Origin of the sequence: Haloferax sp. Atlit-10N (assembly GCF_003586325.1) — an archaeon.
In the GTDB taxonomy this organism is placed as follows: domain Archaea; phylum Halobacteriota; class Halobacteria; order Halobacteriales; family Haloferacaceae; genus Haloferax; species Haloferax prahovense.
The window spans coordinates 679,474-705,847 of sequence record NZ_PSYX01000001.1 but is presented as its reverse complement, the minus strand read 5'-3'; the positions used below and the strand labels follow the sequence as shown (position 1 = coordinate 705,847).

The following is a 26,374-nucleotide window of genomic DNA, read 5'->3' as shown; positions in this document are numbered from 1 at the left end:
ATGGCCGCCGCGCAGTACCTGTACCTGCTCCCCCTCGTTCTCGCCGTCCTCCTCGTTCTCCCCGTCGTCCTGTCGCCGGTGAGCCGTTCGGCCGGCCTCCTCGTCTCGCGGGTCGCCCTCTCCGTCTTCGGCTTCTACGTCGCCAACGAGAACCCCCGGCGCAGGGAGCAGCGAAACCAACTGCGAGCGGCCCACGTGAGCGTCACCCACCGCGTGTACGCCTCGCGGACGCTCCTCATGGCGGCCGTCTTCGGCGTCGCCGGGAGCGTCTTCGGCGTCTATCTGGCCGCGGTGACCCTCGAAACGCTCGCCGTTCAGTCCGAGACGATTCGCGAAGTTCTTCCGGCCGCCCTCGGCTTCCTCGGCGGGCTCACGAGCATTCAGGCGCTCTCGCTCCGCGACCTGTTTCTCGCGCTCTTGCTTTCGAGCGCGACGCTCGGGTCGCTCCTCGCGCTCGGCGTCTACTGGGGTCGGTGGTACGTCCTCACCGAGCGCGCCCGCACCCGCTCGTCGGAAATCGAAGCGACGCTCCCGCGGACGGTCGCGTTCGTCTTCGCGCTGTCGCGGTCGGGGATGCCGTTCCCGCAGGTGCTGGAGACGCTGGCTCGAAACGAGGCTATCTACGGCGAGGCGGCGCGGGAGGTCAGTATCGTCGTCCGCGACATGGACGCCTTCGGAACCGACGTGCTAAGCGCCCTCCAGACGATGGCCACGCGGACGCCGAGCCCGAGTCTCGAAGAGTTCGCCGAGAACCTCGCCAGCGTGCTCGGGAGCGGTCGCAACCTCTCGTCGTTCCTCCAAGAGCAGTACGAGCGGTTTCAGGCGGAGGCGGAGGCCCAACAACAGCAGTATCTCGACCTCCTGTCGACGTTCGCCGAGGTGTACGTCACCGTCCTCGTGGCCGGGCCGCTGTTTTTCATCACCGTCCTCGTCGTCATCGGTCTCGTCCTCGCGGACACGCTGACGCTCATCCGAATCGTCGGCTACCTCGGCATCCCGCTGGCGAGTTTCGGCTTCGTCGTCTACATCGACAGCATCACCGAGTCGCTCCGGGGCGCGGCGGTCGCCGACGACGACGCGGAGGCCGCGGGCGCGTCGCTCCGGCGCATCGACGCGAACGGCGGCGTCGGTTCGGCCCCGGCGACCGACGGCGGCGAGACCGACACCCGAGGCGACCCGTGGCGCGCGAACCGCGAGCGACTCGCCGCCTACGACCGGTTCCGCGCGGTTCGCGACTGGTTCGACCGCCCGCTCGACACCCTCGGCCGCCACCCGCTCGCCACGCTCGCGCTCACCGTTCCACTGGGGCTCGTCTGGGTCGCCCTGCGGACCACGTTCCCCGCCGACCCGACGCTCCTCGGCGTCGCCGACGCGGTGGACCAACACGTCGTGGAGGCCGCAATCGGCGCGCTCGTCGTCGTCTCGGCGTTCCACGAGCTTCGGAAGCGGCGAATTCGAGCCATCGAGCGGAGCATGCCCGACTTCCTCGACCGCCTCGCGAGCGTCAACGAGGCCGGACTGACGGTCGTCCAGAGCCTCCGCCGGGTGTCCGCGTCGGACCTCGGCCCCCTCGGCGACGAGGTCGACCGCGCCGTCCGCGACATCGACTGGGGGGCCGACGCCCAGACCGCGCTCCGGCGGATGGACCGCCGGACGACGAGTCCGATGGTGTCGCGGTCGGTGACGCTCATCACCAACGCGATGAGCGCGAGCGGCGACCTCGCGCCCGTGCTCCGCATCGCGGCCAACGAGGCCCAAGACAGCCGCCGACTCGCCCGCGAGCGGAATCAGGAGATGGTCACCTACCTGCTCGTCATCTACATCTCGTTTCTCGTCTTCCTCGGCATCGTCGCCGCGCTGACAGTGTCGTTCATCCCAGCGGTCGAGCAGGCCAGCGCCGGTGCCATCGGCTCCGGCGAGGTCGCGGGCGTCACCTCCGGCGCGTTCTCCGGCCTCCGCGACGTGAACACCGACTCCTACACGCTGTTGTTCTTCCACGTCACGGCGATTCAGGGACTCTGCTCGGGACTCATCGCCGGACAGCTCGGCGAGGGACAGGTCGCCGACGGCGTCAAACACGCCGCCGTCCTGCTCGCCATCACCTACGTGACGTTCATGTTCATGTAAGTTCCGCGCCCGTCCGGCGACCCGTGACTCCCGACCGCCGCCCGCGACCCGTGCGGTCTTTGTCTCACCGCCTCGACCGACCGGCATGGACGGAGACGAACCCCGAGACGGGGTCCGCGAGACGTACGACCGCATCGCGTCGCACTTCGCCTCGACCCGCGAGTACCCGTGGCCCGAAGTCGAGTCGTTCGTCAGCGACGCGACCGAGTCGGGGGCGGCGGCCCGCGCGCTCGACCTCGGCTGCGGCAACGGCCGGCACGTGGAACTCCTCTCCGCGCACGCAGAGGAAGTCGTCGGCCTCGACGTGAGTCGCGGCCTCCTCGACGAGGCGGTCGCGCGAGCGGCCGAGCGCGGCTTCGACGCCGGACTCGTGCAGGGCGACGCCTCGCGACTCCCCTTCGCCGACGGCGCCTTCGACCTCGCGGTGTACGTGGCGACGATTCACCACCTCGCGCCGCGGCCGGCGCGCGTGGCGAGCCTGAACGAACTCGCGCGCGTGCTCGACGCCGACGGCCGCGCGGTCGTCAGCGCGTGGAGCACCGCCCACGACACGTTCGACCGCGAGGACGGCTTCGACACGACGGTCGACTGGACGCTCCCCGGCGGCGAGACGGTGCCCCGATTTTACCACATCTACGCGCCCGACGAGTTCGACGCCGACCTCGACGCGAGCGACCTCGCGGTCGTCGAATCGACGGTGTCCAGCGGGAACTGCTACGCCGTCGTCGCGGGCGCTGAGCCTCGCGGGCGCTGAGCGTCACGGGCGGTTTCGGGCGTCGGGCAGAATCGTGTTGTTTGCTAACTCGTTTCGGGTGGATGCCGGCCGCGCACAGGTGATGTGGGCTTAAGAGCGCCGCGACGAATTCCCGTGTATGACTGAAATCGACGAACCACGGGAGTACGAGGTTGTCGTCGTGGGCGGCGGCCCCGCGGGCCTCCAGACCGCGCTCTACACGACGCGACTGGGCCACGACACCGCGCTCGTGGACCGCGGCGGCGGCCGCGCGGCCATGATGCTCGACACGCACAACGTCATCGGCGTCACCGAGGACGTCTCTGGCAACGAGTTCCTCGAAACCGCGCGCGGGCAACTCGAAGACTACGGGACCGACATCCACCGCGACTTCGTGACCGACGCGGAACGGTTGGACGACGGCCGGTTCCGCCTCGTCGGCAACGAGGGCGAGTTCGTCGCCGACCGCGTCGTCCTCGGCGTCGGCTTCAACGACGAGCGCCCCGACCCGCCGCTTCCCCGCACCGGGAAGGGCCTGCACTACTGCCTGCACTGCGACGCCTACATGTTCGTCGACGAGTCGGTGTACGTGATGGGCCACTCGGACTCCGCGGCCTACGTCGCCATGATAATGCTCAACTTCACCGACGAGGTGGACCTGCTGCTCCGCGGCGACGAGCCGACGTGGTCCGACGAGACGGACGAACTCGTCCGCGCGCACCCCGTCGACATCGTCGAAGCGGAGATTTCGGGCATGACGAAGCGCGACGACGGCTGGCTGGAGAGCTTCGAGTTCGAAGACGGCACCGTCCGCGAGTACAAAGGCGGCTTCGCGATGTACGGCTCGAGCTACAACACGACGCTGTTCGAGGCGCTCGACGTGGAGCTCAACGACGACGAGACGGTCCCCGTGGACGACCACGGCCGGACCAGCGCCGACGGCGTGTTCGCGGTCGGCGACATCACCCCCGGTCACAACCAGATTCCGGTGGCGATGGGCAAGGGCGCAAAGGCGGGCATCGCCATCCACATGGAGCTCCGCGAGTTCCCCAAGAGCCTCGACGAGATTCGCGCCGAGGGCGCGGTGAGCGTCGACGACGTGCCCGGCATCTCCCCCGGACTGCTCGACAAGGCGAAACGGTTTAACGAATCACACGCGGACGACTGAGGCCGTAATTCGGCGAAATTCGGTGAAAACCGAGGCGTACGAACACCCTTCTAAAGTTCTCTCGGCCAGTACGGTCTCTCACGATGAAACGTACTGGACTTGCGACTGTCTTGCTCGCGCTCATGGTCGTACTGGCCGGCTGCGCGGGCGGGACCGGCACGCTGACCGAGACGCAGACCGACGGGGCCGCCGACGCGACGACGACCGCGTCGTCTGACGGCGACGCCGCCCGGACGGGGACCGTGAACTTCTACGTGAGCGACGAGCAGAACGCCATCGCGGACTTCGAGCACCTTAACGTCACCATCGAGCGCGTGACGCTCGTCCGCGCGGACGGCGACGCCGAGTCGGAGAGCGAGGTCGAAACCGAGGACGCGGAATCCGAGGCCGACGAGAACGACACGGACGCCGACGCGGAGGCGAACGCGAGCGTCGAGGTCGAACTCGAAGCCAACGCGACGGCGAACGCGACGAACACGTCCGTCTCGACCAACGGGTCGGTCGACGCCGACGCCGACGCCGACGCCGACGCCGACGCCGACGCCGAGGTCGAAGAATCGGCCGACGTGAACGACACCGACGCGGCCGAGGGCGAGTCGAGCGTCACCTACGAGGTCGACAACGTGACCGTCGACCTGACCGAACTGCAGGGCGAAAACGCGAGTCTCGTCGGCGAGTACGACGTGCCAGAGGGCAACTACACGAAGGTCTTCGTGCACGTGGGCGACGTGAACGGGACGCTGAAGACCGGCGAACAGGTCAACGTGAAGCTCCCGAGTAACAAGCTTCAGCTCAACACGGACTTCGAAGTCGGCAACGGCGAATCCGTTGACTTCGTCTTCGACATCACCGCGTTCGAGGCGGGCAACAGCGGGAAGTACATCCTCAAGCCCGTCGTGAGCGAGTCGGGGACGGACGTGCCGATTACGAAGGTCGGCGCGGAGAAGAAGGCCGAGGCGGAGGCGGAAGCCGAGGCCGAGGCCGAGGGTGACGCGAACGCCGAGGTCGAAGCGGGCGAAAACGGGACCGATGACGGCGAGCGCGCCGAACTCAACGCCGAGAGCGACCTCACCGTGAGCTTCGACGGGAACGTCTCCGCCGGCGAGAACGTGACGGTCGTCGTCACGCGGAACGGGGCGCCCGTGGAGAACGCGACGGTGACGATAAACGACGAGACCGCCGGCACGACCGACGCCGACGGTGAGTTAGGCATCGCCATCCCCGACGAGCGAGACGTGACGGTGGTCGTCGTCGACGGGGAGACCGAATCCGAGACGGAGTTCGAGTTCGAATTCCTCGGGAGCGCCCCCGACAGCCCCGCTGGGGGCGGCGAATCGCCCTCCCTCGTCGCCTGACCGAAAAGGTAACATCCTTATTGGGGCGTCGAGAATGAAGGGATAGACGCGACGTTCGCGCGCACCGGTGTCTCGGCCGAGCGAAGCGAGGCCGAGGCTCGGTGCGAGCGAGTGAAGCGAGCGAGCACCGGTGTTGAGACGGACTCCGTCCGTCGATGCACGGTGCGAATGAAATGAGCACCGGTGGTCTAATGGTAAGACATTGGCCTTCCAAGCCAATTATCTGGGTTCGATTCCCAGCCGGTGCATCTTCTTCGGACCGCTGTTCGCCACGGAGAGCGTTCAGCGACTCTCACGTCGTCGGAACTGGCGGCTATCCTTAACTATCGTTCCCTCCATATTCGTGTGAGGTGTATTACAGATGAGTTTACTCGACGGCCGCGTCGCGGTCGTCACCGGCGGTAGCTCGGGTATCGGACGGGGAATCGCGCTGGCCTACGCCGAGGCGGGCGCGGACGTGGTTGTCTGCGACATCCGCGAAGAGCCGAAGGAAGGCGGCGCGTCGACCCACGAGAAAATCGAATCGGACACCGACTCGTCGGCGACGTACGTCGAACTCGACGTGACCGACCCGGCCGCGTTCGAGGAGGCGATGGACGCCGCCGAGGCGTTCGGCGGCGTGGACGTGATGGTGAACAACGCCGGCATCTGGCGGCCCGAAGACTTCCTCGAAGTCACCGAAGACGAGTTCCAAGAGATGATGGACATCAACCTGAAGGGTGTGTACTTCGGGGCGCAGGCGGCCGCAACGCGGATGGTCGAATCCGGCGGCGGGAGCATCATCAACATCTCTAGCGTCAACGGCATCTTCGGCAACGGCAACTACCCGTCGTACAGCGCGTCGAAGGGGGCCGTCCGGACGCTCTCGTACTCGCTCGCCCACGGACTCGGCGGGGACAACGTCCGGGTGAACGCGATTCACCCCGGCGCTATCAAGACGAAAATCGGTCCCGAAGGGGCCGAGGAGACGAGCGAGGAACAGATGGCGCAGTTGAACGCGATGATTCCGCTCGGTCGGCAGGGCGAACCGGACGACGTGGCCGGCGTGGCGGTCTTCCTCGCCAGCGACCTCTCGAAGTACGTCACCGGCGAATCCATCGTCGTCGACGGCGGCTGGACCAGTTGGCGGTGACGCCGGGGTTGGCCCGTGGCTGACGCGGTCAGTTCCGAGGTTGAGACGGGACCGATGCGCGGTTGACGCGGTCGGTCCGACGCTCGGTCCGTCGTGCCGCTCGAACTCCATGAGCCCCCGAAATACGCGGACTACGGCGACTTCGGGCCTCAATCCCGGACCGTCTCTCTTATCTTCCCCCCGAACGTAACCGAACGTAATGCTGGATTCCATTCCACTGTTCCCCGGACTCCCGGGCGGCCCAGAACTGCTCATCGTCCTGCTCATCATCGTCCTCCTGTTCGGCGCGAACAAACTCCCCCAACTGGCCCGGTCGTCGGGCCAGGCGATGGGCGAGTTCCGCCGCGGCCGCGAGGAGATCGAAGACGAACTGAAGAAGGGCGCAGAGGAAGGCGAGAACGACGACGACGAAGAAGACGAGACCGAGGCTGAGGCCGAAGCGACCGAGACGGAAGCCGAGAACAAACAGTAAGCGTCTCCCCCGGGGGAACAGACCCCTTGTGCGGTATTTCAGTTCGCCGAGTACCGACAGTCGCGCGTGCGGTACGTGCCGCCGGAGCGAGGGCTCTTGGACTCTATACGTCGAATCCGCGACCGAGAGACCGGTCGGTCGGCGGGTAACTACGATGAGGTATGAATGGGTGGACAGCGAGGTTGCCCGGCGTTCCGACGTGGGGAATCCCGGTTGCCTCCTCCACCCCGCGATCCCTCGAGCGACGCACGTCCGATGGTCCGCTGCTCGCTTCCGCGCCTGGCGGGGTACCACCGATGAACCGCGCGAACCCTTCCCTGCGGAAGGGGTACGCGGAGCCGCTGTCCCCGAAGGACGAGGTTTCTACGTTGGCTTCCGGGGCCCGCGCCGGTCTGACCGGACGCGCCCGTGTTCGGTCCCCGCTGAAGACCTATTTCGCGGGTAGAGAGCAGGGCCTAACTGCCCGACCTAGTCCACTCCCTCATTATCCATCGACTGTTAAGGGCCTTTCGACTCGGATGCGGTAAAATCGGGGGACACCGTCGGGGTGGTTCGACGCGGCGCTCCGAGAGCGGAGCGCGAGAAAACGAGTCAACACCGGCATCGACTCCGGCACCGCCGACGCCGGCTTACAACACGCCGCGGGCGTACCACGCGCCGCCGACGAAGGTGACGAACGCGGCGGCCACGACTGACCAGCGGTGGTAGGTGAGCCACGAGTACTGCTGGTCGAAGCTGAACAGGAGCGTCGGGTCGATGGAGAACGACCACAGCGCGGCGATGCCGAGCATCGAAAGCGAGAGGACGAAGGCGAGTCCGGCGGCCGTCGCCGGGTCGGTCCGCTCCTGTCTGCCGGAGAGGAAGACGATGGTTTCGAGAAGCGCGAGCATCCCGACGAACGAGATGCCGACCGGGCCCGCGGCGTAGTAGGCGGCCACCTGTCCGTCCCCGCCCTCGATGGCGACGGCGGGAACCGCGACGGCGATTGCGAGGAGCAGCGCGCCGACGATTCCGACGGCCGGCGCGAGGCGTTCGGCGTCCATGGCCGGTCGTTCGGGCGACCGACTGATAAACGGTTTGAGACGTGCCGGCGAGGGATTGCCCGGTTTTAAATCGCGCTGCGACGACGTGCGCGTATGGACCGCGTAGCGATTATCGGTGCATCGATGACCCAGTTCGGGCAGCGAGACGCGTGGATTCGCGAACTGCTCGCGGAAGCGGGACAGGCCGCCCTCGCGGACGCCGACGTCTCGCCCGACGAAATCGAGCACCTCTACGTCTCGAACATGGCGAGCGGCGAGTTCGAGGGCCAGACGGGCGTGCCGAACGCCCTCGCTCACGACCTCGCGGCGATGCCCGCCTACACCGCCCGAATCGACCAGACCTCGTCGTCCGGCGGCGCGGGCGTCTACGCCGCGTGGCAGTCGGTCGCCTCCGGCGCGTCCGACATGACGATGCTCGTCGGCGGCGAGAAGATGACCCACCGCTCGACCGCCGAGGCGACCGACGTCATCGCCTCGCTGACGCATCCGGTGGAGTACAAACACGGCGTGACGCTTCCCTCCTTCGCGGGGCTGACCGCACGGCTCTACCTCGACACCTACGACGCCCCGCGGGAGTCGCTCGGGAAGGTCGCCGTCAAGAACCACAAAAACGGCGTCGACAACCCCCACGCCCAGTTCCGAAAGGAGGTCGACCTCGACACCGTCATGGACTCGCCAATCGTCGCCGACCCGCTTCGCCTCTACGACTTCTGTCCCATCACCGACGGCTCGGCGGCGCTCGTCTTCTGCCCCGAGTCGGTCGCCCGCGAGTACACCGACGACTACGCCGTCATCTCCGGCATCGGCGGCGCGACCGACACCCACGTCGTCCACGAGCGCGCCGACCCGACCACGATGGGCGGGGTCGTCAACTCCTCTGAAATCGCCTACGAGATGGCCGACCTCGAACCTGACGACATCGAGGTGGCTGAACTCCACGACATGTTCACCATCCTCGAGTTCCTCCAGTCGGAGGACCTCGGCTTCTTCGAGAAGGGCGAAGGCTGGAAGGCGGTCGAGGAGGGCGTCACGGACCGCGACGGCGACCTCCCCATCAACACGTCCGGCGGCCTGAAGTCGAAGGGCCACCCCCTCGGGGCCTCGGGCGTCGCGCAGGTGTACGAGATTTACAAACAGCTCATCGGTGACGCAGGCGAGCGGCAGGTCGACGCCGACGTGGGCCTCGCGTGCAACGTCGGCGGCTTCGGCAACTGCGTGACCACGACCATCATGGAGTCCCGATAATGTCCGACAACGTACCCGCGATGGAGGCGTACCGCTACCCCGACGGGAGCATCACCTACCCCGGCCACCCGGTCGGTCCCGGCGGCGAGGAACCGGTCGGCACGGTCGACCTCAGCGACTACACGGCGACGGTGCTGACGTGGACGAAATCGACGGCGACACCGCCGGGCGTCCGCCAGCCCAACACGCTCGCCATCGTCGAGTTCGACGTGGACGGCGAGCCCGTCCGAGCCATCGGGCAGGTCACTGGCGAGGACGACGTCGACATCGGCGACGAGGTTCGACCGGTCTACTGCGAGGAACTCCGCGAACCCGGTGCGGGCATCCGTGAGCCCGCGAGTCAGGAGTGGGACGGCTACCGCTTCGAACCGCGCTGAGCGGGCGAGTGTTGATATAACTACACCTTCTATCTCCCGTATGAACCGCACCAGCGGCGTCTCCTTCGCGCGCGACGCGGCGGTCGCCACGGCGGTACTGGCCGGGCTGTACGGGCTCGGCTACGGCATCCAGTTCCAACCGTTCCAACTGCCGACGTACCTGCTCATCGTCGGCTTCGACGCTCTCGAAGTCGCGTTCGGGTCCGCGGGTGCGGGCTACGACCTGCGTTTCGCCGCCTATCTCGTCGGCCTCGGCGTCGTCGCCGCGGGCGTCTCCCGTGTCGTCCGCGGGAAGTCGAAGACGGCCGGGCTCGCATGGTGGCGCGTCGGCGTGGCGTCGGCGCTGGCGGTCGTGGGCGTCATCTCGCTGCTGTTCGCGCTGTTGGTCCTCGTCAACGGCGTGCAGTTCACGCCCGTCCTCGTGACCGGCGGCGCGGGCATCGCGCTCCTCGCGCTTGCGGCGTGGGTCGGCGACCTGGTTCGCGTGGACGTTCGACCGGCGCGGTAACCGGGAATCGCTCGGCACGGAGGGCGCGTGTTCCGCCGCTCAGCGGTCACTCGGCTCGTCGCCCGCATCGGCGTCGGACCCGTCACCGTCGTCGTCGCCCTTCACCTCGCGCTTAATCGACTCCAGTTCGGCGTCGACGTCGACTTTGGGTCCGTCGCTCTCGTCGTCCCCGCCGTCCGGGTCGGCCTCTTCTGTCACGTCGATTCGGACCGGCCCCGTGCCGACCGGTTCGGCGTCGCTTGAGACGCGGCTCTCGTCGCGGGAACGCCGGGCGTCGTCACGCCGTTGCCACTCCGATTCGAACGTTCGTTCGTCCTCGCGCCAGCGACGCTCTCGGGTCGTTCGCTCGCGCTCGGCCTCGGTGATTCGCTCGTCGAGTTCGTCGGCGAGCGAGCGGGCGCGGTCCATCACGTCGCGCGCCTCGGGGTTCGTCGGCAGGTCGGCCTCCGACAGCGCGTTTCTGAGTTCGTCGAGGGCGCGGTCGACGCCGGAGACGGCGCTCTTCGGGACGTTTCGCATCCGGGACTCCGTCTCGCTTCTGGCGTCTTCCATCGCGCGGCCGGGGTCGGACAGCCGCATGAGACGGCGGAGGAGTTCGAGGGAGGCGATGGTCGCTTCGAGGACGGCGATGACCGTCGGGATGGTGTACGACTCGGTGAATCGCAGTACCTCGCCGAACGTCGGCGGACGCGGGGGCCGAAAGCGGTCGTCGCCGGTGACGCGTCGGCCGCGGCCGCGGTTGCGGTCGCGCTCCTCGCGGAGTTCCGCGCCGAGTTCGTCGAGCGTGTCCCCGAGTTCGTCGAGTAAATCGAGGATGTCGTCGTCGCGTCGTCGGTCGCTCATGGCCAACGGTTGGGTCGCCGCGGGGATAAGCGTTCGAGGGGTGGCGAACCCGCGCGGGCCGAGGTCGACCCCTACCGGCGCGGGACCGCGCGCTGGTACTGCGGCGGCCACTCCGCGTCGGCGTCGAGTTCCTCGGCGGCGTGGAGCGCGAAGTACGGGTCGCGAAGGTGCTCGCGGCCGACGATGGCGAGGTCGGCTCGCCCGTTGCTGACGACTTCGTCGGCGTGGCGGGCGGTTCGGATGCCGCCGACCGCGCCGACCATCATGTCGGTCTCCTCGCGGATGACCTCCGCGAAGGGAACCTGATAGCCGGGGCCGGTGTTCGGAATGCGCTGGTCGGGGTGGATGCCGCCGGCACTCACGTCGACGAGGTCGACGCCGAGGTCGTCGAGGTCGGCCGCGAGGCGGACCGACTGCTCGATGTCCCACGACTCGCGGTCGTCCAGCCAGTCGGTCGCGGAGATGCGGACGAAGACGGGCTTGTCGTCGGGCCAGACCTCCCGGACCGCTTGCGTGACCTCGCGGAGGAGCCGCGTCCGGTTCTCGAAGGAGCCGCCGTACTCGTCGTCGCGGTGGTTCGTGATCGGCGAGAGGAACTCGTGGAGGAGGTAGCCGTGGGCCGCGTGGACCTCGGCGATTTCGAAGCCGGCGTCGAGGGCGCGCTCGGCCGCGGCGCGGAAGTCGTCGACGACGCCTTCGATTCCGTCGGTCGAGAGCTTCCGGAGCGGCGGGGCCTCGCCCTCGTAGGGCCACGGCACGTCGCTGGGGGCGACGGTGGTCCATCCGCCGTCTTCGGGCGCGACCGGCTCGCTCCCCTCCCACGGCCGGGACTTGCTCGCCTTTCGGCCCGCGTGGGCGAGTTGGATTGCCGGTACGCTCCCCATCGACGAGACGAACGAGGTTATCTGCTGAAGCTTCTCGACGTGGTCGTCCGACCAGATTCCGAGGTCGTTCGGCGAGATGCGACCCTCAGGGGAGACGGCCGTCGCCTCGGACATGACGATGCCCGCGCCGCCGACGGCGCGGCTTCCGAGGTGGACGAGATGCCAGTCCTCGGCGAACCCGTCGGTCGAGGAGTACTGGCACATCGGCGAGACCATGATTCGGTTCCGAACCTCGGTGTCGCGGAGCGAAAGCGGCGTAAAGAGCGTGTCCGTCATCGACCCCGATTGGGCGGGGGCGGAAAAACCCCCCTCGGTTCCGGTGATGCAGTCCGGTTTCGGCTACTCCACCGACCCGACGAACGCGCGCTGTTCGGCGAGCAGGTCGCGGTCGAGCGTCCAGACGAGGTCGCGCTCGCCGCGGTTCAGCGCCGCCGCGACGACGCCGTCGGGACGAACGACGAGCGAGCGACCCGCGTACTCCGAGGTATCGGACCCGGAAACAGACCCGCTCCCCGTCCTGTTCGCGCCGACGAGCCACCGCACCCCGTCGAGGGCGCGGGCGCGACAGAGCAGTCGCCAGTTCGTCGAGTGAGCGGCGGGCCACGCGCCGACGACGAACAGGGCGTCGATTCGCTCGTCGGTCAACGCGGCGCTGTCGCCGACGAAGTTCAGGTCGTAGCAGGTGAGGAGTCCCGTCCGTCCGGCGGGTGTGTCCGTGACGACGAGTTCGTCGCCCGGCGTGACAACCTCGGATTCGCCGCCCCAGAGGTGTCGCTTCCGGTAGACCGCGGCGGAGCCGTCGGGACGGACGTAGGCGGCCGCGTTGTAGAGCGTCTCGCCGTCGCGTTCGAGGTAGCCCGCGAGCACGTCGAGTTCGTTGTCGGCGGCGACGGACGCGAGGAAGTCGGTCGCGCGCTCCCGGGGTATCGCGCCGCTGAAGGCGCGGCTGTCCGCGACGAAGCCCGTGAGCGCGTACTCGGAGAACAGCGCGATGTCGACCGACTCGGAGAGGTCGGCGGCGCGGGCGCGCACGTCATCCTCGTTTCGCGCCGGGTCGAGGTCGAACGCCGCGCGCTGTGGCACGGCGATGGTTGGACCGGTCACGCTCGGAGGAACGGATGGGCCGCGAAAAAGTGGCCCGGATAGTATCGGCGGTCGGTGCCACCCGGAGACGCGAAGCGAAGGGAAACGCTCTTTTTACAGTCGAACGGACTTCCGGCATATGAGTGACGGGGACGACGACACGACAGAACTCTCGCCCGAGAGCTTCGACGAGCGCCTGACCGAGGCCGAGGAGGCTCTCGAGGCGGCCGAGACCGAAGCCGACCTCGACGAGGTCGAGGCCACGCTCGACGAGATCGAGGCCGACGTGGAGGCCGCGGACCTGCCCGAACCGGACGACGAAGACGAGGACGACCCCGCCGAGGAACTCGAATCGCGCCTGTCCGACCTGCGCGACGAACTCGAATCCCAGCGCGGTCCCTACGCCGAAGACGCCGTCGAAACGCTCGAAGAGGCCAAGTCCACCATCGCAGACACCCGGTGGACCGAGCAGGGCGAAGGCGAAATCGTCGCCGCGGTCGAGACGTTCGCCGACGAGTTCAACGGCGTGCTCGACGCGAGCGTCTCCGTCGACGGCGGCGACGAGGACTCCCTCACCGCCGCCGTCGACGACGCTGTCTCGGCCGTCGAAGCGGCCGACCTCGACGCCGACGAGGACGCAGAAACCATCGCGGACCTCATCGAGGTCGCCGACGGCCTCGCGGACGGCCTCGACGACGCCCAGGAGTGGGACGACCTCGAAACCCGCGAGAAGCTCCAAGTGCAGGGCTTCTACGACGTGCTCGGCCACTACAAGGACTACCCGCCGGAGCTGTCGGCGCTGAAGGAACACGAAAAGCGCGGCAACGTCGAGATGATTGCCCTCGCGTTCGAGAGCTTCCAGTCCGACTTCATGCAGGAGTACTGCATCGAGGCGTTCACGCGGATGAACGACGACAGCGCCTACGAGACCATCGAGGGGCAGGCCAAGCGCCGCGACAAGGGCGTCATCAAGGCCATCGGCAAGATGGCCGCCGAGGAGGGCGTCGAGATGCTCGTCGACTACGTCGACACCGACAGCGACCCCGCGCTCCAGAAGGTCGTGTTCAAGGCGCTCGGCGAAATCGGCTCCGAGGAGGCGACCCAGCCCATCGCGAACAAGCTCGTCACCGAGAACGACAACGTCCGCTCGGCCGCCGCGCGCGCGCTCGGCCTCATCGGCGACACTCGCGCCGTCGACCCGCTCTCGGACGTCGTCGCCGACGACGACGTGGACTCCGTCCGCGCCAGCGCCGCGTGGGCGCTCCGACAGATCGGCACGGAAGACGCGCTCGAAGCGGCCGCCGGCTACGTCGACGACCGCTCGTTCCTCGTCCAACGCGAGGCCGAACTCGCCGCCGAGTTCCTCGGCGACGACGTCGAAGCCGAAGCGACCGTCTGAGGCCGCACGACGACGCGACACCCTCGCGGTTCTGCGGTTCTCCTCTCGTGTTCTTTCTCTCGCAACCGCTCGCGCTGAGCCACCGGTCGCGAACGTTTTTGTAGGGTGACGCGACCACCGCGTGGTGTGTCTCGTCGCGCCCTCGCCGCCGCGCTCGCCGCCTCGCTCGTGGTCCTGTTCGCGGCCGTCGTTCCCGCGCCGATAGCGGCCGCGCCGGGCGAGACGAACGCGACGAACGCGCCCGACTCGGCTACCCCCGCCGACCCGTCGGCGTCCGGCGGCCCTCGAATCGTCTCCGCGCTGCCCGACCCGGCGACGCCCGACGACCGCGGCGAGTTCGTCGCCGTCGCCGCGCCCGCGGGAACCGAACTCTCGCTGTCCGACGGCGAAGACACCGTCTCGTTCGCCGCACCCGGCGGGACGGTCGCCGTCGCCGCCGACCCGGACGCGGCGGCGAACCTGACCGACCACCCCGTCGTCGCGCCCGGCCTCGACCTCGCCAACGGCGGCGAGACGGTCACGCTCCGCGTCGTCGGTGACGACGGCTACGAAGGGAGCGTCAGCGCCCCTATCGAAGGCGGAAACGGCGTCGTCGCCGACCGCCTTACCTACGACCGGAGCCACGAGGGCGCGCTCCTCGAACGCCGGGACGGTGCGTGGTCGTGGTGGTCGCGGTCCCTCCCCCGACGGGACGTCGCGACCCACGGCCCCGCGAACGCGACGCTGTTCGTCCTCCCGGACTCACCCGAGCGCCCGGTCTCGACGCTCCGGTCCGCGGACGAGCGGATTCTGCTCGCCGGCTACGTCGTCTCCTCCGCGCGCGTCGCCGACGAACTCGTCGCCGCCCGCGAGCGCGGCGTCGCCGTGTCGGTGCTGGTCGAAGACAGCCCGGTCGGCGGCTTTCCGCGGCGGTCGGCGCGGGTCCTCGACCGCCTCGTCGACGCCGGCGTCTCGGTCCGCGTCGTCGGCGACCCGCACTCGTTTCATCACCCGAAGTACGCCGTCGTCGACGACGCGGCGCTCGTGATGACGGAGAACTGGAAACCGGCCGGAACCGGCGGGCGAAAGAGCCGCGGCTGGGGCGTCGTCGCGCGCTCTCCGAGCGTCGCAGCCGACCTCGCGGCCACCTTCGCTGACGACGCGGCGCTCCCGGAGACGGTCCCGTGGGAGACGTACCGAGTCGGTCGGTCGTTCGTCCGCACCGAGTCGGCGAACGGCTCGTATCCCTCCCGCATCGCGCCAGAGTCCGTTCGGGTCGACCGCGTCGCCGTCCTCCGCGCGCCCGACAACGCCGAGTCCGCGGTCGTCTCTCGACTCGACGCCGCCGACGCCCGAATCGACGTGCTACAGCCGACCGTCGAGGCCGGCGGGCCGTTCGTTCGCGCGCTCAAGCGCGCCGCCGACCGCGGCGTCCGCGTTCGGCTCCTCCTCGGGAGCGCGTGGTACGTGGAGGAGGAAAACCGCGCGCTCGCGGAGCGGTTGAACGAGTGGGCCGACAGGGCTGGAAAGCCGCTTTCGGTCCGCCTCGCGCGACCCGGCGGCCGGTACGGCGCGATTCACGCGAAGGGCGTCGTCGCCGACGACACCGCGCTCGTCGGCAGTCTCAACTGGAACCGACACTCGGCCCGCGAGAACCGCGAAGTCGTCCTCGCGCTGTCGGACCCGGCCGCCGCGGCGTACTTCCGCGGGGCGTTCGCGGCGGACTGGCGAGCGAGCGGGCGCGGGGCGGAGTCGAAGCCGGGGCTCGTCGCCGCGGCCGCCCTCGCGGTCGTCGTCGGAGTCGCGGCGCTCAGGCGACTGGAGTTCGAAGAATAAGTGTCCGCGTGAGCCGCGACTGCGACCTTACGCCGTCGTCGACAGCTCTTCGTCGATGTCGGCTTCGGCCATCTTCTCGACGAGGCTGTCGATGACCTCCTCGCGCATGCCGCTGACGAACTTGATGGAACCGACGACGAGGTGGCCGCCGCCGGAGACGCCGCCTCCGACGACTTCCTCGTTCAGTTCGGCGACCATCCGCGGGATGTCGAGGCGGACGCCGTCAGAGCGGAGGACGGCGAAGTCGGGACCGTAGCCGATGGTGATGACCGGCTCGCCCGTCTCCTGGACCTTGCGGTCGTGGAGCTTGCCCGTGGTCTTGCCCGGCGCGGGGTAGGTAAAGCGGTGGGCCCACTTGTCGAGGTCGATGCGGTAGAGGTTGGCCCCGCTGTCGAGGCGCTCGTGTTCGAGGTGCGGTTCGGCCGCTTCGAGCTGACGGTCCACGTCGCGCTCGGCGCGCGTCGAGAGGAACTCGACGAGCTCGCGGTGTCGCTCATCGTCGTCGCAGCCGACGTTGAGCACGTCGTTGACGATGGACGCGCCGTCGTTGTAGCGCAGCCAGTGGGCGGCGTAGTCGAGCGCCTCGCCAACGTCGAGGAGCTGTTCGCGGTCGTAGCCCTCGTCCTCGGCGAGCGCGATGTAGTTGTCCATGACCTCCGCCTTCGAGCGGTCCGACAGCCCGGCGACGGCGGGGACGTGACGGAGTTCGTCGGTCACGTCGGGGTGAATCATCCGCGCGAGTTCGACGCACATCATGCCGGTCGTGATGCGGTAGTCCTCGTCGTGGAGGTACGGGTTGACGTGCGCATCGAGGAGGTGGTTGACCGCCTCGGGGTCGGGGTGGTGGTGGTCGACGACGGCGATGGGCACGTCGTAGTGCGCGAGGTTCTCGTAGGCGGGCACGTCCTCCTCGGTCGACCCGTTGTCGAGCATGAGCAGGAAGGGGAGCCGCTGGCCGTGGCGGGCGCGACCTTCGAGCGCGAAGTTCAGGTCGCGGGTCACGTCCTCCATCTCGTAGAACGGGGCCTTGCTCGGCAGGCGCTTGAACAGGTGACGCGGCGCGTCGGGGTCGTCGTGGACCTCGGTGATGAGCCGTTCGAGGGCCAGCTGGACCGGAACGGACGCGCACATGCCGTCGCCGTCGGCGTGGTGGCGGACGCGAATCGGGCGGCCTTCGAGGACCGTCCGGCGGAGCAGGCGGGCCACGTCTTCGAGGTCGCCGCGGAGCTTCTCGAACGCCGGCCACTCCACGAGCGGTTCGACCGGCTCGGGCTCGGCGCGCTCGTCGAGCGCGGCGTCGATGCGCTGGCGGGCGTCGGCCGCGGTCTCGTCGTCGAGAACGGTCAGACCGTCGACTTCGAGCTGGCGGGTCCCCTCGTGGTCTTCGACGGTGCCGGCCATGCGGACCACGTCGTCGAGGTCGACTTCGGGGAACGCGCGGACGCCGGCCTCTTCGAAGGCGGCGGCCGCGACGATGCCGGAGTCGTCGGCGATGCGGAAGACGGTCGGACCGCCGGTCTGCTTAATCTGCGTGACGACGCCCTCGACCGTGACCGAATCGCCGACTGTAAGGTTGGAGATAGGCGTGATGGTCGGTTCGTGGTCGACGGTCAGCGTGCGGTAGTCGTCGGGCGTTTCCTCGGCGAACGCGATGTCGCCGTTCTCTCGGACGGATTCGAGGCGGACGACCAATCGGTCGCCGACCTCGTAGTCGGTCGAGAGGTTGGACTCGTGGATGAGACCGGAGACGGAGTCGGAGATGTCGACGAAGATGCCGTACTCCACGACGCCGTTGACGACGGCGTGGTAGTAGGCGTCGGTCTCGACGTCGTCGGCGGTACAGTTCGGTGCGAGATCGTAGACGATAGGTCGTGCGTCCGAATTCGGACCCGAGTCGTCGCCGGAATCCCCGGCGTGCTCGTCGCTCATGGTCCCGCTAGGTTAGGGGGTAGTGTTAAGCTTTACAAAAGCATCTCACGTGCGCGACCGGTTCCCACGACTCGATTCGCCCCGAACACTGCGGGGACTGGGCGTCAGTACCCGAGTTCGTCAAGCGCGTCTTCGACCGACGGGACGTAGTCTCCTCCGAAGACGCGGACGTGTTCGAGGAGGGGAAACAGCGCGTAGACGGGCGAGCGCTCCTCGAAGAAGCCGTCGGCGATGGGTCGTGGCTCGTCGTAGGCGTCGAAGAAATCGTCGCCGGCGGCGTCGAACCAGTCGATGTAGGCGAGTTCGACCTCGGGGTGGCCGTAGTAACACGCCGGGTCGAGGAAGGCGACGACGCGGTCGCCGCGGACGCGGAGGTTCGCGCCCCAGACGTCGCCGTGGACGAGTCGCGGGGCCGCCGGCTCGACGAGGAGCGCGTCGAGGTCGCCCGCGACCGACTCGATTCGCTCGGCGGTCGCGTCCGGGAGTCCCGAATCGAGCGCCGCATCGGTCCACGGGAGGAGGCGCTGGTCGCGGAAGAACTCGACCCACGAGTCGGTCCACGGGTTCGGCTGACGGTACGGGCCGGAGAGCGTGTCGTAGGGGAAGCCGAACGCCGGCGCGGTCGTCTCGTGGAGCGCGGCGAGGTGGACGGCGAGGTCGCGCTCGGCGGCGGGAGTCAGGTCGGACGTCCCCTCGACGTAGTCGAGGACGAGCAGGCCGGGGTCGGCGTGGTGGACCGCGGGGACCGGGAGCCCGGCGGAACCGAGCGAGTCGAGCATCGCGGCCTCCACGTCGAGCGGCGTGTCGCCGACCTTGGCGACGACGGGGTCGTGCCCGTCGAAGTCGAGACGATAGACGCGCCCGACGTGCCCGCCGTCCAGTTCGGTCGTCGCGGTCGGCGGCGCGTCCGCGGAGAGCGCGTTCGTCACGCGGGCGACGAGGTCGGAATCGAGCGTCACACCGGAGTTCGGGCGAGCGCCGACCTCAGTATGGCGGTTCCGTTCCGGCGACCGACTCGGCGTTCCGGAACCCTTAGATGGAGCGCCCGCGGACGGTTCGGTATGCGACTCTTCCGGTCGCGGGAGGTCGTCGGCATCGCCGCCGACGCCCTCGACTTCGCGCTCGAAGCCTCTGCGGAGACGCATCCGAACGAGTACATGGGACTCCTCCGCGGCGAGGACGCCCGCCGACTCGGCGTCGACCGCGACGGCTACGTCGTGACGGACGTGCTCATCATCCCGGGGACCGTCTCGGACCCCTACAGCGCGACCGTCAGGAACGACCTCGTGCCGAACGACTTCCGCGCCGTCGGGTCGATTCACTCGCACCCGAACGGCGTCCTCCGACCGAGCGACGCCGACCTCGACACCTTCGGGAGCGGCCGGGTCCACATCATCATCGGCGCGCCCTACGGCCTCGATGACTGGGAGGCGTTCGACCAGTCGGGCGAGGTCCGCGACCTCGACGTGCTCGACGTCGACCTCCCCGACCCCGAATCGTTCTTCGACTTCACGCAGGACGACATCGACGCGGAGTTGGACCGATGAGACGGGTCATCGCCCAGGGGACCTTCGACATCCTCCACCCCGGTCACGTCCACTACCTCTCGGACGCCGCGTCGCTCGGCGACGAACTCCACGTCATCATCGCCCGCGGCGAGAACGTGACGCACAAGCCGAAGCCGATACTCGACGACCGCCAGCGCCGCGACATGGTCGCCGCGCTCGACGTGGTCGACGAGGCGCACCTCGGCCACGCCGAGGATATCTTCGTCCCTATCGAGAAAATCGACCCCGACGTCATCGTCCTCGGCTACGACCAACACCACGACGAGTCGGGCATCAAAGCCGCCCTCGACGCCCGCGGCATCGACTGCGAGGTCACGCGCGCGACGCCGCGCGAGCAGCGCCACGACGACGAACTCCTCTCGACGGGCCGCATCATCGACCGCATCGTCGAGCGGCGCTGTTGAGACCTCGCCCGTCTTCGACGCACGACCCGATTCGCCGACGTTTCGAAGCGTTCTCTGACGGCCGAACGCGACGAGCGCGAGCGTCGTCACTCGGCGGGGAGCGTCGAAAGAGAAGGGAGGTCCGTTACTGCGTGGAGTTCGTCGCGGTCGAGTTCGAAGACGAGGACGACGACTCGCTGTTGGCCGACTGCTGCTCGTCGAGCCAGTTCTGGTACTCTTCCTGCGAGACGACTTCGACGGTGAAGTACATCTGAGAGTGCGCGACGCCGCAGTACTCAGCACAGTAGCCCTGGTAGGTGCCCTCCTCGTAGGCGACGGTCTTGATGGTGTTCGTCGAACCCGGCATCGCGTCCTGCTTGAGGCCGAGTTTGGGGACGTGGAATCCATGTATCACGTCCGTTGCAGTCACCTGGAAGTAGACCGGGCGGTCCTTGGGGATGACAATCTCGTTGCCGGACGTGAAGTTACCCTCTTCGGGGTAGTACATGTTCCAACCCCACTGGTAGGCTTCGGCCGTGACGACGACCGGGTCGTCGTCCATGGCGATGTCGTTGCCCTGGTGCGTGACGTTTTCGTTGGCCAGCACGCCGTAGGAGGCGACGCCGACGAAAAGCAGGATAATCGCTGTCGCGATGGTCCACGTGATTTCGAGCCGGCGGTTCTCCTTGGTCGGCAGTGCGCGCTCGCTGTTGCGGAACTTGATGACCGTGTAGAGGAGGATGACCTCCACCAGCACGGTAATCGGGATAGCGACGTACAGCAGCTTCCCGTTGAGCTGGTTGATAAGTTCCGACGTGGCGGACGCCTGCGCGGCGGCGGGGGTGGCAACGAGCGCCATCACGACCGTCGCGAGCAGGGACGCGAGCGCGAAACGCGTCTTTCTCATGCTGAGCGAGACTTAGGAACAACCGCATAAATGCATACCGACTCTCGGCCCGCCGTTTATCAACCCGCCCCCGCCATATCGCGGGGAGCGGCACCCGAACGCGAGGCGGAAAAGCGCGGGTCCTAAATACGGGACGGCCCAACAGGCCCGTAGGTGAATTTCGTGGCCACGAATCGCGATTCGAACACGTTCCACGGCCTGCTCGCCGCGACGGCGATGGGCGTCTATCTGCTTCTCATCGTCGGCGCGACGACCGCGCTCACGGACGCGACCGCCGCGTGTAGCGCCTGGCCCGCGTGCGGAGACGGCTTTTCGCTCCCCGCGACGCTCGACGGCTGGGTCGCCCTCGGTCACCGCGTCGCGGCCGTCCTCGTCGGTCTCCTCACGCTCGCCACGCTCGTCTCGGCGTGGCGAACCGACACGTCCCGCCGGGTGAGAGCAACCGTCACTGCGTCGGCGGTGCTCTACCCCGCACAGGCCGGTCTCGGCGCGGTCGTCGCCACCGTCGGCGTCGGCCCCGCGCTCTCGACGCTCCACTTGGTTCTCGGGATGGTCATCTTCGGCGGCTTCGTCGCCGCGCTCGCGTGGACGCTCGAAGCGGCCACCGGCGACCCCGACGACGCGCCGGTCGGCACCCCGTCGATGAGCCCCCCGACCGACGACGGCGAGCGACCGCCGGTCCCGACCGAACCTGTCGCCCGCGCGAAGGCGACGGTCAACGCGTACTTCCGGCTCATGAAGCCGCGGCTGATGTGGCTCCTCTGTCTCGTCGCGTCGGCGGCGATGGCGCTCGCCGGCACCGTCTCGCCCGGCCTCACGCCCGAGGTCATCGCGGCGACACTCGGCGGCGGCGTCCTCTCTATCGGCGCGTCCGGCACGTTCAACCACGTTCTCGAACGCGACGTGGACCGCCGGATGCAGCGGACGAGCGACCGGCCGCTCGCGGTCGACCTCGTGCCCGTCCGCAATGCCGTCGCGTTCGGCCTGCTTCTGACGGTCGCGTCGGTGGCGCTGTTCGCGTCCGTCAACTGGCTCGCGGCCGTCCTCGGCGTCGTCGCTATCGCCTTCTACAGCGTCGTCTACACGCTCATCCTGAAGCCAAACACGGTCCAGAACACCGTCATCGGCGGTGCGGCCGGCGCGCTTCCGGCGCTCATCGGCTGGGTCGCCGTCACCGGCGACGTCGGCCTCGGCGGCGTCGTCCTCGCCGTGGTCATCTTCCTGTGGACGCCCGCGCACTTCTACAACCTCGCGTTGGCCTACAAGGACGACTACGCCCGCGGCGGCTTCCCGATGATGCCCGTCGTCCGCGGCGAGACCGAGACGCGAAAACACATCCTCTGGTGGCTCGGCGCGACGCTCGTCGCCGCCGCCGGCCTCGCGGTCATGGACGCTCTCGGGATCGTCTACCTCGTGACGAGCATCCTCTTCGGCGGCGCGTTCCTCTACTTCGTCGTGCGCCTGCACTACGAGCGCGACGACACCGCCGCGTTCCGGGCGTTCCACGCCTCGAACGCCTACCTCGGCATGCTGCTCCTCGCCATCGTCGTCGACACGCTCGCGCTCTGAGCCCCGACCGCTACTCCCCACACATGGCAACCGCATCCGCACTCCCCCGCCCCTCGCGGGCCAGTCTGCTCCGCGCCGCCTTCGCCGTGAACACGACGCTGATCCTAGCGTTCGTCTACCTGTTTTTCACCGAGGCGAGCGTCGGCGCGCCGCGCTACGCGCTCTACGGCGTCGCGTGGGTCATCGTCGGCCTCTGGGTCATGTTCGACACCGACGTCGCGCCCGCCTCCGCCGCGACGAAGCGCAAGGCGGCCGTCGTCGCGGTCGGCTACTTCGCGCTCCTCGCGGTCGCCGGCGGCCTCGTCACCTCACCCGTGCCCGGCGGCACGAACGGCGTCCGCGTCGCCTTCCTCCCGCCGGGGTGGGGCCCGGCGCTCGTCTACGGCGGCGACCTGTTCAACCTCGTCCTCATGCCGGCGCGCGTGGTCGGCTACGCGGCGCTCGCGTTCCTCGTCTACGACACGGTCGTCGAGGCGGCGGGCGCGGCCGTCTCCGGGGTCGTCGGCCTGTTCTCTTGTGTCTCGTGTTCGTGGCCCATTCTCGCGTCGGTCGCCACGAGCGTCTTCGGCGGCGGGACGGCCATCGCCGCGACCGTGACGACGCTCTCGTACGACCTCTCGACGCTGGTCTTTCTCGTCACCGTCGTCTTGCTCCGGTGGCGACCCGGCTTCGGGACGTCGTAGTGACGGTCCCAGGAGCGCTCGCGGCCCGCCCCCTCGCTTTTACGCGCTCGCCGTGAACGTCCGGTCATGACAAGCGTCGAAATCGAATACTGCGTTCCCTGCGGCTTCCTCGACCGCGCCGAGCAACTACAGCACGCGCTGCTCGAACAGTTCGGCGACCGGCTCGACCGCGTGGCGCTCGTGACGGGCGACCACGGCGTTCTCACCGTCACCGTCGACGGCGAGCGCGTCTGGGACAAGTCGGAAGACGAGTTCGACCCGGACCTCGTGCTCCGGCGGGTCCGCCCGCACGTCGACTGAACGGGGCGGGACGTGAAGTCACTCGAACACGCCGTCGTCGGGGCGGTCGCCGGGGCAGTCGCCGCGGTCGCGTTGGACCCGCCGGGGAGCCTGCCGCTTCTCGTCGCCGGCGCGGTCTTCGTGAGCGTCTTCATCGACCTCGACCATTTCGTCATCGCCCGCGTCCAGCGCGGCGACTGGGCGAACCTGCGGCTCGCGGTGACGAACCCGCGGGTCGGCCTCCTCGACCAAGAGCGGGTGTTCGAGGAGTTCGACACCGAGTTCAATCGCAAGCGACTCCTGAGTCACCACCTCGTCGGCGGCGTCGCCGTCGGCGCGGTCGCGCTCTCGGGACTCGGGTCGCTCGCGGCGTTTCTCGCGGTCGTGCTCTACGTCCACGTCGTCTGCGACTACCTGCGAGACCTCGGCATCGCGTGAAAAGAGTCGCAAGCTGGTCCGGTCGCCCGCGTCGCCCGCGGTCGCTTAGTGGCCCCAGCGCCGACCGTCTTCGTCGTAGCGGGCGTTCATGATGCGCTCCCACTGGTCGGTCGAGATGTCCACGTCGGCCGCGCCGACGTTCTCGTCGAGTTGGTCGGTCGTCCGCGCGCCGACGATGGGAACGACGGTCGCCTCGGGGTAGTCCATCAGCCAGCGGAGCGCGACCTGCGCGGGGCTGGCATCGACTTCGTCGGCGACCGCGCGAATCTCGTCGAGCACCTTCCAGCCGCGCTCGGAGACGTAGAACCGGTCGAACCGATCGTCGAACGACCCGCGCGCGCCGTCGGGCGCGACGTACTCGGTCGGGTCGTCAGAGTCGGTGCGCTCGTACTTGCCCGTGAGGAAACCGCCCGCGAGCGGCGAGTACGGACAGACCGCGATGTCCTGGTCGCCGCACGCGTCGAGGTAGTCTTTCACGTCCTCGTAGTAGCCGGCGTGGAACAGCGGCTGGGTCACGTCGAAGCGGGCGTAGTCGTGCACGTCGGACTTCCACAGCGCCTTCGTGAGCTGCCACGACGCCATCGTGGACGCGCCGAGGTAGTTGACCTTCCCCTCCTCGACGAGGCCGTTGAGCGCCCGGAGCGTCTCCTCGATGGGCGTCTCATCGTCCCAGCGGTGGATGTAGTAGAGGTCGAGGTAGTCGGTGTCGAGGCGGTCGAGCGTGCCCTCGATCTGGTTGCGGATGTGGGTCCGCGAGAGGCCGCGACCGTTGGGGTTGTCCTCGTCGAACGGGAAGTACACCTTCGAGGCGAGCACGTAGTCCTCGCGGTCGCGCTCGGCCAGCCAGTTGCCGATGTACTCCTCGGAGGTGCCGTTCGGGTTGCCGTAGACGTTGGCGGTGTCGATGAAGTTCCCGCCGCGCTCCTCGAACGCGTCGAGGAGTTCGTGGGCCTCCTCCTCGTCGGTCTCGAGGACGCCGCTGCTCTTTCGACCAAATCGCCACGTGCCGAAGCACAACTCAGAGACGCGGGTGCCGGTCGACCCGAGTCGTCGATAGTCGAGGCTCATGGTCGATGCCACGACGGCGGGCGACTAAAGCGTGCGAGTAGCGGCGAGACGCTCAGCCTTGTTCGTCGGCGTCGGGCGATTCGGCGCGGGTCGCGTCCGTCTCGAACTCGAACAGTCCGCGCGCGACCGGCGCGCCGCCGAGCGCGAGCGCGAGGAGGAGCACCGCGAACCCGACGGTGACGAACCCCTGCGACGGGTTCTCGGCGAGCGACGTGACGTGGAGGGCCACCCCGACCAACGCGAGTACGACGGCGAACCGCTGGAGGACTGCGTCGTCCATGGCCGACCCACACGAGCCACCCGGGAAGCCCTTGCGACTCGCCCGCACGCTTTTGCGGCTTCCGCGCGACTACTACGCCATGTTCAGAGTCGCAGGTATCGGTCTCGGAAGCCTCGGCGTGCTGGAGTGCCGCTTGCTCAACGAACTAGAGGGCGTGCGCGTCGTCGCCGGCGTCGACCCCGTAGACGAGGTGCGCGAGCGGTTCGGAGACGAGTTCGACGTGCTGACCTACGAGACGACCGAGGAACTGCTGGACGCCGAGTTCCTCGACGCGGTGACCATCGCCTCACCGCACACCAAGCACTTCGACCAGGCGCTCGCGGCGCTCGACGCCGACCTCCACGTCCACCTCGAAAAGCCGATGGTGACCGACCTCGGCGGCGCGCGGGCGCTCGTCGACCGCGCCGAGGAGCGCGGCCTCACCCTCGCGGTCGGCTACCAACGCCGCTTCGACCCGCGGTTTCACGAACTCAGGCGCGTCATCGACAGCGGCCGCATCGGCGACCCGCACATGGTGGTCTGCCACCTCGAACAGGAGTGGATTCGCTGGACGAAAGACGAGTGGCGCGGCGACCCGTCCCTCTCGGGCGGCGGCCAACTGTACGACTCGGGGTCGCACCTCCTCGACGCGGTGCTCTGGGTGACGCGCTCGAAACCGGTGACGGTCGCCGCGGCGGTCGACCACCGCGGCCACGACGTGGACGTGAACTCGGCGCTCGCGGTCGTCCTCGACCGCGACGGCGACCGCCTCACCGCGAGCGTGGGCGTCTCCGGCGACGGACAGAGCGTCCCCGACCCCGGCGAGTCGCTCCGCGTCATCGGCACCGAGGGGATGGTCGCCTTCGACGGCGAGACCATCGAGGTGGCCGAGGGGGGGATGACCTACACCGCCACGCCGCCGACGCCCGACTTCGAGGAGTTGACCCGGAAGAAGCTCCGGAACTTCGTGGACGCCGCGCGCGACGAGGCCGACCTCGCCATCCCGGCCGAGGACGCTCTCCACGTGACCGCGCTGACCGAGGCTGCCTACGAGTCGGCGACGACGGGCAGGCGAGTCAACGTCGACGGCGACGCCTGAGTCGCGGA

The 26,374-nt window shown here is 68.6% G+C and carries 27 protein-coding genes, 1 tRNA gene and 1 other RNA gene; 19 read left to right on the top strand and 10 right to left on the bottom strand.

Translation table 11 applies throughout. From position 1 onward, the window contains the following. The 7 genes from C5B91_RS03660 to C5B91_RS03630 all read left to right on the top strand — a co-directional run bounded on the left by C5B91_RS03660 (position 1) and on the right by C5B91_RS03630 (position 6,987). Positions 1-2,127 (top strand): type II secretion system F family protein, encoded by a 2,127-nt coding sequence (locus C5B91_RS03660; RefSeq protein WP_115819107.1) that lies wholly within the window; start codon positions 1-3, stop codon positions 2,125-2,127. 85 nt (positions 2,128-2,212) lie between these two features. Further along, a complete protein-coding gene (locus C5B91_RS03655; RefSeq protein ID WP_115819106.1) occupies positions 2,213-2,881 on the top strand; it encodes a class I SAM-dependent methyltransferase in 669 nt (222 codons plus the stop codon). A gap of 118 nt (positions 2,882-2,999) precedes the next feature. After that, a complete protein-coding gene (locus tag C5B91_RS03650; RefSeq protein ID WP_008092605.1) occupies positions 3,000-4,028 on the top strand; it encodes an NAD(P)/FAD-dependent oxidoreductase in 1,029 nt (342 codons plus the stop codon). A gap of 122 nt (positions 4,029-4,150) precedes the next feature. Further along, the gene (locus tag C5B91_RS03645; RefSeq protein ID WP_115819306.1) at positions 4,151-5,383 is read left to right on the top strand and encodes a DUF4382 domain-containing protein; all 1,233 of its coding nucleotides are present in this window, start codon (positions 4,151-4,153) and stop codon (positions 5,381-5,383) included. 177 nt (positions 5,384-5,560) lie between these two features. Next, a tRNA-Gly gene (locus C5B91_RS03640) sits at positions 5,561-5,631 on the top strand. Between the two features lie 113 nt (positions 5,632-5,744). Further along, entirely contained in the window at positions 5,745-6,515 is a 771-nt protein-coding gene (locus tag C5B91_RS03635) for an SDR family oxidoreductase (protein WP_008092602.1), read from the top strand. 199 nt (positions 6,516-6,714) lie between these two features. Beyond that, entirely contained in the window at positions 6,715-6,987 is a 273-nt protein-coding gene (locus C5B91_RS03630) for a twin-arginine translocase TatA/TatE family subunit (RefSeq protein WP_008092600.1), read from the top strand. 167 nt (positions 6,988-7,154) lie between these two features. Here the strand turns inward: C5B91_RS03630 and ffs are convergent. Next, positions 7,155-7,466: signal recognition particle sRNA (gene ffs, locus C5B91_RS03625), an RNA gene on the bottom strand. 150 nt (positions 7,467-7,616) lie between these two features. Then, positions 7,617-8,030: a hypothetical protein gene (locus tag C5B91_RS03620; RefSeq protein WP_008092598.1), complete on the bottom strand. Its 414-nt coding sequence runs from the start codon at positions 8,028-8,030 to the stop codon at positions 7,617-7,619. 93 nt (positions 8,031-8,123) lie between these two features. Between C5B91_RS03620 and C5B91_RS03615 the strand changes: the two genes are divergently transcribed. From C5B91_RS03615 to C5B91_RS03605, 3 genes are read left to right on the top strand one after another with little or no spacing between them, the layout of a single operon-like run. Continuing rightward, positions 8,124-9,275 (top strand): acetyl-CoA acyltransferase, encoded by a 1,152-nt coding sequence (locus tag C5B91_RS03615; RefSeq protein ID WP_008092597.1) that lies wholly within the window; start codon positions 8,124-8,126, stop codon positions 9,273-9,275. After that, complete coding sequence (locus tag C5B91_RS03610) at positions 9,275-9,652, top strand: OB-fold domain-containing protein (protein ID WP_115819105.1); 378 nt, start codon at positions 9,275-9,277, stop codon at positions 9,650-9,652. The genes C5B91_RS03615 and C5B91_RS03610 overlap by 1 nt, the downstream gene beginning before the upstream one ends. A 40-nt stretch (positions 9,653-9,692) precedes the next feature. Next, complete coding sequence (locus C5B91_RS03605; RefSeq protein WP_008092593.1) at positions 9,693-10,160, top strand: hypothetical protein; 468 nt, start codon at positions 9,693-9,695, stop codon at positions 10,158-10,160. Between the two features lie 39 nt (positions 10,161-10,199). Here C5B91_RS03605 and C5B91_RS03600 read toward each other — a convergent pair whose 3' ends face one another. The 3 genes from C5B91_RS03600 to C5B91_RS03590 all read right to left on the bottom strand — a co-directional run bounded on the left by C5B91_RS03600 (position 10,200) and on the right by C5B91_RS03590 (position 12,991). Then, on the bottom strand, positions 10,200-11,003 hold the full coding sequence (locus C5B91_RS03600; protein ID WP_008092591.1) for a hypothetical protein: 804 nt from the start codon (positions 11,001-11,003) through the stop codon (positions 10,200-10,202). A gap of 71 nt (positions 11,004-11,074) precedes the next feature. Further along, complete coding sequence (locus C5B91_RS03595) at positions 11,075-12,163, bottom strand: NADH:flavin oxidoreductase/NADH oxidase (RefSeq protein WP_049968290.1); 1,089 nt, start codon at positions 12,161-12,163, stop codon at positions 11,075-11,077. Between the two features lie 63 nt (positions 12,164-12,226). Then, positions 12,227-12,991 (bottom strand): carbon-nitrogen hydrolase family protein, encoded by a 765-nt coding sequence (locus tag C5B91_RS03590; protein WP_008092589.1) that lies wholly within the window; start codon positions 12,989-12,991, stop codon positions 12,227-12,229. A 118-nt stretch (positions 12,992-13,109) separates the two neighbouring features. On the opposite strand from C5B91_RS03590, the gene C5B91_RS03585 reads away from it, so the two are divergent. Both C5B91_RS03585 and C5B91_RS03580 read left to right on the top strand, forming a co-directional pair. Further along, entirely contained in the window at positions 13,110-14,369 is a 1,260-nt protein-coding gene (locus C5B91_RS03585; RefSeq protein ID WP_115819104.1) for a HEAT repeat domain-containing protein, read from the top strand. A 126-nt stretch (positions 14,370-14,495) separates the two neighbouring features. Next, complete coding sequence (locus tag C5B91_RS03580; RefSeq protein WP_115819103.1) at positions 14,496-16,184, top strand: phosphatidylserine/phosphatidylglycerophosphate/cardiolipin synthase family protein; 1,689 nt, start codon at positions 14,496-14,498, stop codon at positions 16,182-16,184. Positions 16,185-16,211: 27 nt separating this feature from the next. Here the strand turns inward: C5B91_RS03580 and C5B91_RS03575 are convergent, their stop codons facing one another. Beyond that, on the bottom strand, positions 16,212-18,113 hold the full coding sequence (locus tag C5B91_RS03575) for a DHH family phosphoesterase (RefSeq protein ID WP_008092584.1): 1,902 nt from the start codon (positions 18,111-18,113) through the stop codon (positions 16,212-16,214). 104 nt (positions 18,114-18,217) lie between these two features. Further along, positions 18,218-19,072 carry a fructosamine kinase family protein gene (locus C5B91_RS03570; RefSeq protein WP_115819102.1) on the bottom strand — a complete coding sequence of 285 codons (855 nt, stop codon included), beginning with the start codon at positions 19,070-19,072 and terminating at the stop codon, positions 18,218-18,220. Between the two features lie 102 nt (positions 19,073-19,174). Between C5B91_RS03570 and C5B91_RS03565 the strand changes: the two genes are divergently transcribed. Together C5B91_RS03565 and C5B91_RS03560 are read left to right on the top strand one after the other, a co-directional pair. Then, the gene (locus C5B91_RS03565; protein ID WP_004977600.1) at positions 19,175-19,660 is read left to right on the top strand and encodes a Mov34/MPN/PAD-1 family protein; all 486 of its coding nucleotides are present in this window, start codon (positions 19,175-19,177) and stop codon (positions 19,658-19,660) included. Further along, the gene (locus tag C5B91_RS03560; protein WP_008092579.1) at positions 19,657-20,085 is read left to right on the top strand and encodes an adenylyltransferase/cytidyltransferase family protein; all 429 of its coding nucleotides are present in this window, start codon (positions 19,657-19,659) and stop codon (positions 20,083-20,085) included. The genes C5B91_RS03565 and C5B91_RS03560 overlap by 4 nt, the downstream gene beginning before the upstream one ends. A 124-nt stretch (positions 20,086-20,209) precedes the next feature. On the opposite strand, the gene coxB is transcribed toward C5B91_RS03560, so the two are convergent. Then, on the bottom strand, positions 20,210-20,971 hold the full coding sequence (gene coxB, locus C5B91_RS03555; protein ID WP_115819101.1) for a cytochrome c oxidase subunit II: 762 nt from the start codon (positions 20,969-20,971) through the stop codon (positions 20,210-20,212). Between the two features lie 162 nt (positions 20,972-21,133). Between coxB and C5B91_RS03550 the strand changes: the two genes are divergently transcribed. The 4 genes from C5B91_RS03550 (at position 21,134) to C5B91_RS03535 (ending at position 23,940) form a co-directional block, all read left to right on the top strand. Further along, positions 21,134-22,540, top strand: coding sequence for a heme o synthase (locus C5B91_RS03550; protein ID WP_049968618.1), 1,407 nt, complete (start codon positions 21,134-21,136; stop codon positions 22,538-22,540). A 23-nt stretch (positions 22,541-22,563) separates the two neighbouring features. After that, the gene (locus tag C5B91_RS03545; RefSeq protein ID WP_049968286.1) at positions 22,564-23,223 is read left to right on the top strand and encodes a hypothetical protein; all 660 of its coding nucleotides are present in this window, start codon (positions 22,564-22,566) and stop codon (positions 23,221-23,223) included. Between the two features lie 66 nt (positions 23,224-23,289). After that, the gene (locus tag C5B91_RS03540; protein ID WP_008092573.1) at positions 23,290-23,523 is read left to right on the top strand and encodes a SelT/SelW/SelH family protein; all 234 of its coding nucleotides are present in this window, start codon (positions 23,290-23,292) and stop codon (positions 23,521-23,523) included. A gap of 12 nt (positions 23,524-23,535) precedes the next feature. Then, entirely contained in the window at positions 23,536-23,940 is a 405-nt protein-coding gene (locus tag C5B91_RS03535; RefSeq protein ID WP_008092571.1) for a metal-dependent hydrolase, read from the top strand. A gap of 45 nt (positions 23,941-23,985) precedes the next feature. On the opposite strand, the gene C5B91_RS03530 is transcribed toward C5B91_RS03535, so the two are convergent. After that, on the bottom strand, positions 23,986-25,008 hold the full coding sequence (locus C5B91_RS03530) for an aldo/keto reductase (protein WP_115819100.1): 1,023 nt from the start codon (positions 25,006-25,008) through the stop codon (positions 23,986-23,988). A 52-nt stretch (positions 25,009-25,060) separates the two neighbouring features. Continuing rightward, positions 25,061-25,288 (bottom strand): hypothetical protein, encoded by a 228-nt coding sequence (locus tag C5B91_RS03525; protein ID WP_008092568.1) that lies wholly within the window; start codon positions 25,286-25,288, stop codon positions 25,061-25,063. Positions 25,289-25,367: 79 nt separating this feature from the next. Between C5B91_RS03525 and C5B91_RS03520 the strand changes: the two genes are divergently transcribed. Beyond that, a complete protein-coding gene (locus tag C5B91_RS03520) occupies positions 25,368-26,366 on the top strand; it encodes a Gfo/Idh/MocA family protein (protein ID WP_049913403.1) in 999 nt (332 codons plus the stop codon). Positions 26,367-26,374: the final 8 nt, after the last annotated feature.